A 4,823-nucleotide genomic window follows, 5' to 3' on the forward strand; every position below is an offset into this window, starting at 1 on the left:
ACAGGTTGAACGCCACCGGATCGCGCACCGACAGCGCCGCCGTGACCGGCTGGTTGCGCAGGATGCTCATCAGCCGCGCAAGGCGCAGCCCGGCATCGGGATAGATCCGCCCCGCCTTGCCAAACAGCCGGTGCCGTTTGGTCCCGCCGATGATGTTCTCGTCCGAGATCAGGATTTCCGGATAGACCTCCCCCGCCGTGACCAGCCTGCGCCGCGCACGCTGGCGCTGCGGCAGGCGGCCGCTGTCGTTGATACCGGGGGTGACAGGCAGCAATTCGCCCCGCAGCTCACCGGGACCGACGTAATAGACACCGCTGTCGCGCAGCACGGATGCGGCAAGGCGAAGCGATTCCTGCAGATGCGTGGTGGCCGTCTTGTGCGCACCCAGATGAACGGTGACTGGCATTGCCGCGAACAGCGTCCGGGTCGTTACTGTGGCCCGACATATAGACGCCAACCTGATCGGAAGTCAAATCATGATATATTAATAACTTAGGCTCAGGACCCATTGATTTCCGACTGGCGGCGTGATTCACGGTTCGAAAAGCGAGCGGTGACCATGTCTGATCTTTTTTGGTTGACGGACGCGCAGATGGCGCGTCTTGAGCCTTTCTTCCCCAAGTCCCACGGCAAGCCTCGCGTCGATGATCGACGCGTGTTAAGCGGGATTATCTTCATCAATCGCAATGGCTTACGGTGGCGCGATGCCCCGGCAGCCTATGGCCCGCACAAGACACTATACAACCGTTGGAAGCGGTGGAGCGACAAGGGCATCTTTGCCCAAATGATGGCGGGTCTGGCGGCCGGGCACGGCGAAGGAAGACCGTGATGATCGACGCCACTTACCTGAAGGCCCACCGCACCGCGACCAGCATGGGCGTGAAAAAGGGGCGTGGGCGCCTGATTGGTCGCACCAAGGGCGGCATGAACACCAAGTTGCACGCCATCTGCGACAGCCAGGGCGCCCCCTCAACCTGTTCGTCACTGCCGGACAGGTCAGCGATTACATCGGCGCGCGGGCATTGCTGAGCAGCCTGCCGGATGTCGATTGGCTGCTCGGGGATCGCGGCTATGACGCCGACTGGTTCAGAGAAGCGTTGAAAGACAAAGGGATACGCGCCTGCATCCCAGGCCAGAAGCAGCGGAAGAAAACCGTCAAGTACGACAAGCGCCGGTACAAACGGCGCAACCGGATCGAGATCATGTTCGGCAGGCTCAAGGATTGGAGGCGTGTGGCGACCCGGTACGACCGTTGCCCCAAGGTATTCTTGTCAGCAATCGCACTTGCTGCCCTCGTCATCTACTGGCTTTGAAACTCAATGAGTCCAGACCCTAGCCTGCAGCTGCCAAAAACACAAAAAACCAACTTTTGTCGAAAAGTCTGTGTTTCGATGTCGGACGACAATCGGGGATCCGCTGGCAGGGGTTGGGGGACTCGAACCCACGACCCTCGGTTTTGGAGACCGATGCTCTACCAACTGAGCTAAACCCCTGCAACCCGGCCCTGATAGGGTTTGCGAGGGTTGCCGTCAAGCGGTTATCACACGGGTTATCAGTTTCCCGTTCTGTGCCTGTTCTGTTCATTTTCGTCTTTCCTCCGCCTGACGGACGCGCATGTGCTGCCGCGCCTCACCGGCCTTGCCGGGCAACAGCGGGCCGATCCGTTCCCGTTGCCCGTGGGTCAGAGTTCGCCCGCTCAAGATCGCCTCCGTTCTCGATCTGGAATCAGAACTCGGACGATATGGGAACTCCTAAATGAAGACGCCGCCTGGAGGTTTGCGGAACTGTCGATCTGGGCGCGGCGCAGATACAGCCCGCTCATCATCGGGGCGACATTCGTCAGGGCAAAGGCCCCGATCCACAGAAACATCCCGACAAACACCAGCCTTGCACAGACCTGCAGGCTGGCGCGCGGCATCGGCACATCGGACAGGATGGCCAGCGCCCCGGCCCCCAGCTATTCGGGCCGCTGACTGGCAGGAACCACGATGCGCATCCCGCCAAGGGCGATCCCGGCATGCGGCATCGTGCTGTGCGCGAGACCCGTCCAGAACGGCCGGGCTAAGCCCCGAGGCCTGCAAAAGCGATACCGCCAGCGCCGCTTCGTGCCAGCGATAGGCGTGGGCGATCAGGCACTGATCGCCCTCAATGTGGTCAAAGACCACAGCCTCAGCGGCGGTCGTCCTCGTCGTCATCCTCGTCATCCGCATCCGGCAGGTTGAAGAAGCTGTCGGCATCCAGATCCGGCTCGGGGGTCTTGTCCTCGTCGCGGGTCAGGCTGAAATTCTCCAGCCCCTGAATGGCCGAGGGCAGGCGCGGCTCGTCGCCCATGGCCAGCGACGCCTCGGTGCTGACCAGCTTGCGACGTTCGTCATCGGACATGACTTCGCCCGCCGCGCTGGCCTTCTTGGCGGCCTTCTGGACGGCCATGTCCAGTTCCGACTGACGGCACAGGCCCAGGGCGACCGGGTCGATGGGTGTGATGTTCTGGATATTCCAATGTGTCCGGTCGCGGATCGAGGCGATCGTCGGCTTGGTCGTCCCGACCAGTTTCGCGATCTGCGCATCGGCCAGTTCGGGGTGGAATTTCACCAGCCACAGAATCGCGGCGGGGCGGTCCTGACGCTTGGACAGCGGGGTATAGCGCGGGCCACGGCGCTTTTCCTCGCCCTCGGCTGCCGGATTGTGTTTCAGCCGCAGCTTGTAGACCGGGCTTTTCTGGGCCTTTTCGATTTCCGACGGGTCCAGCTGGTTCGAGGCGATCGGATCGAATCCCGTGACGCCAACCGCGACATCGCCATCCGCAATGCCCTGCACCTCAAGTTCGTGCATGCCGCAGAAATCGGCGATCTGCTTGAAGCTCAGCGTCGTATTGTCGACCAGCCAGACAGCGGTCGCCTTTGCCATCAACGGCTTGCTCATCTGTGTCTCCTTCGCAATAGTTCCTTGGCCGGGAAAACGGCCGGTGGCGGTTGCCATTCCATTTTCAGGGGAATTGCGCCCGATATAGGGAAATCCCTCGTCACAATAAAGACCGAATCTGTCGCAAATGCACGGCTCCAAGCATCGACCCACACCTTGCACCATCGCGTGCAAACGCAGCCTGCCCCGGCTTTTGGCCGGTGCCCTTGCCGCCGCGCTGGCGGTCCTGCCGCTGTCCGGCCCCGCGCAGGCGCAATCGCGTGACCATCAGAATATCGCCGGGCAGAATGTCGCCGGGCAGTTCGATTACTACGTCCTTGCGCTGAGCTGGGCGCCAAGCTGGTGCCGTTCGGTCGATGATCCGCGCGACGCGAATTCCTGCGATCCGGGGCGGCGGGCGCATTTCGTCACCCATGGGCTGTGGCCGCAACATGAACGCGGCTGGCCCGCCGATTGCCCGACCACGCACCGCAATCCGACACGGGCGGAAACGCGGGCGATGGTCGATGTCACCGGATCGAGCGGGCTGGCCTGGTATCAGTGGCGCAAGCACGGCCGCTGTTCCGGCCTGTCCGCGACCGCCTATTTCGACGCGATGCGCCGCGCCTCGGGCAGGATCCGGATCCCCGAGGTCCTCAGCGGTCTGAACCGCGACATCCGCCTGCCTGCCCGCGTCGTCGAGGATGCCTTTATCGAGGCGAACCCCGATCTGTCGCGCGACGGTATTACCGTGACGTGCAGGGGCGCGGATCTGCAAGAGGTGCGGATCTGTCTGAACCGCGACCTGTCGCCGCGTGCCTGCGCCCCCGACACGCGGCGCGACTGTGCCCGCGACATGGTCATGCCTGCCCCGAACTGACGCACCATCGCCGCGCAAGGAAAAAGGCGCCCCACGCGGGGGCGCCCGATTGGCATGGCGCTGCCTGTCAGCCGCGCGCGCCTGGTTCCTGTTCAACCGGCTTCAGGCCCCAATACAGTTGGTCCAGACCGACGGCCTGATCTTCTTCGTCCACGCGCAACCCGATCGTGTGCGACAGAACAAAGGCCAGAATCGTCCCGGTCACGACGCCTGTGCCGACGCAAAGCACGATGCCGGCAAGCTGCATCAGCACCCCGATCTGGTTGTGCTGGAAGGCAAAGGGCCCTTCCGTGATGCCGGAACAACCGCCATGCAGCGTGCTCCGCATTGGACCAGGCCGACCATGATCAGGCCATAGCCGCCCGCGCCCAGAAACAGCGGGAACAGCTTGTGTTCGTCAATGCCCCGGCGCAGCGTGAATTCGTAAACCGCCCAGGCCGCCAGCGGCGCGCCCAGTGCCACCAGGAACATCTGCCAGGGCGCATAGACGTCAAAGCCCGGCGCCCCCGCGACATAGCCCGCCAGCGGGCCAAGCAGCAGATAGGCATAGGATTTCGTGCGATAGCCGATGATCGTGCCCATGATCGCGCCGCCTGCCCAGGCCAGACCATAGTTGTTGAAGGCGACGCCGATACTGGTGTCGGCCATGGTGACGCTGACCGCCAGCGCCTCTGGGTCGAAGAAGAACAGGCAAGACAGGATGACCATCGGCAGGGCCGAAAAGATCGTCATCAGCCCTGTCGCCGCCAGCCCGATGCTGGGCGCGTCATAGGAATTGATCTTTGGATGCGGCGTGAACATGCCGGGGCGGCAACCCAGTTTCGGGACCAGCGCCAGCGCCATGCCTGCCGGGAACAGATAGACAAAGCCCACCCCGAAAAAGTCATGGAAGCCCGCATTGGTCAGCGGTCCGACCGAACCCCAGACCGCATAGCTCGGTGCCGAGGACACGACCGTCGCCACCACGCAGATGATGTAATAGGCGATGGGCTTGATCCGTTCGGACAGCGCGAAATGCAGCAGGACGTTGATGATCCCGGCA

Annotated in this window: 3 protein-coding genes, 1 tRNA gene and 3 pseudogenes; 2 read left to right on the forward strand and 5 right to left on the reverse strand. The window is 62.9% G+C overall.

The genetic code is table 11. The annotated features are described in order from the left end of the window. Positions 1-406 (reverse strand): annotated as a pseudogene (locus tag PE067_RS06715) (hypothetical protein); the annotation flags it as partial. A gap of 153 nt (positions 407-559) precedes the next feature. Between PE067_RS06715 and PE067_RS21810 the strand changes: the two are divergent. After that, positions 560-1,313, forward strand: a pseudogene (locus tag PE067_RS21810) (IS5 family transposase). Between the two features lie 104 nt (positions 1,314-1,417). Here the strand turns inward: PE067_RS21810 and PE067_RS06735 are convergent. After that, positions 1,418-1,493 (reverse strand) — tRNA-Trp (locus PE067_RS06735). Between the two features lie 676 nt (positions 1,494-2,169). Beyond that, positions 2,170-2,922, reverse strand: coding sequence for a DUF1013 domain-containing protein (locus PE067_RS06740; protein WP_276188436.1), 753 nt, complete (start codon positions 2,920-2,922; stop codon positions 2,170-2,172). 127 nt (positions 2,923-3,049) lie between these two features. Between PE067_RS06740 and PE067_RS06745 the strand changes: the two genes are divergently transcribed. Then, positions 3,050-3,781, forward strand: coding sequence for a ribonuclease T2 (locus PE067_RS06745; RefSeq protein ID WP_276188437.1), 732 nt, complete (start codon positions 3,050-3,052; stop codon positions 3,779-3,781). A gap of 67 nt (positions 3,782-3,848) precedes the next feature. Here the strand turns inward: PE067_RS06745 and PE067_RS06750 are convergent, their stop codons facing one another. Continuing rightward, on the reverse strand, positions 3,849-4,028 hold the full coding sequence (locus PE067_RS06750; protein ID WP_276188438.1) for a hypothetical protein: 180 nt from the start codon (positions 4,026-4,028) through the stop codon (positions 3,849-3,851). Continuing rightward, positions 4,028-4,823: pseudogene (locus PE067_RS06755) on the reverse strand (ammonium transporter); the annotation flags it as partial. The gene PE067_RS06750 and the pseudogene PE067_RS06755, both read right to left, overlap by 1 nt.

This window comes from Paracoccus sp. DMF-8, from assembly GCF_029309835.1.
Classification (GTDB): Bacteria; Pseudomonadota; Alphaproteobacteria; order Rhodobacterales; family Rhodobacteraceae; genus Paracoccus.

Bases quoted from the DNA above. Each gene is read 5' to 3' on its own strand.
- PE067_RS06740 (WP_276188436.1), bottom strand. From the start codon at position 2,922: ATGAGCAAGCCGTTGATGGCAAAGGCGACCGCTGTCTGGCTGGTCGAC.
- PE067_RS06745 (WP_276188437.1), top strand. From the start codon at position 3,050: ATGCACGGCTCCAAGCATCGACCCACACCTTGCACCATCGCGTGCAAA.
- PE067_RS06750 (WP_276188438.1), bottom strand. From the start codon at position 4,028: ATGCAGCTTGCCGGCATCGTGCTTTGCGTCGGCACAGGCGTCGTGACC.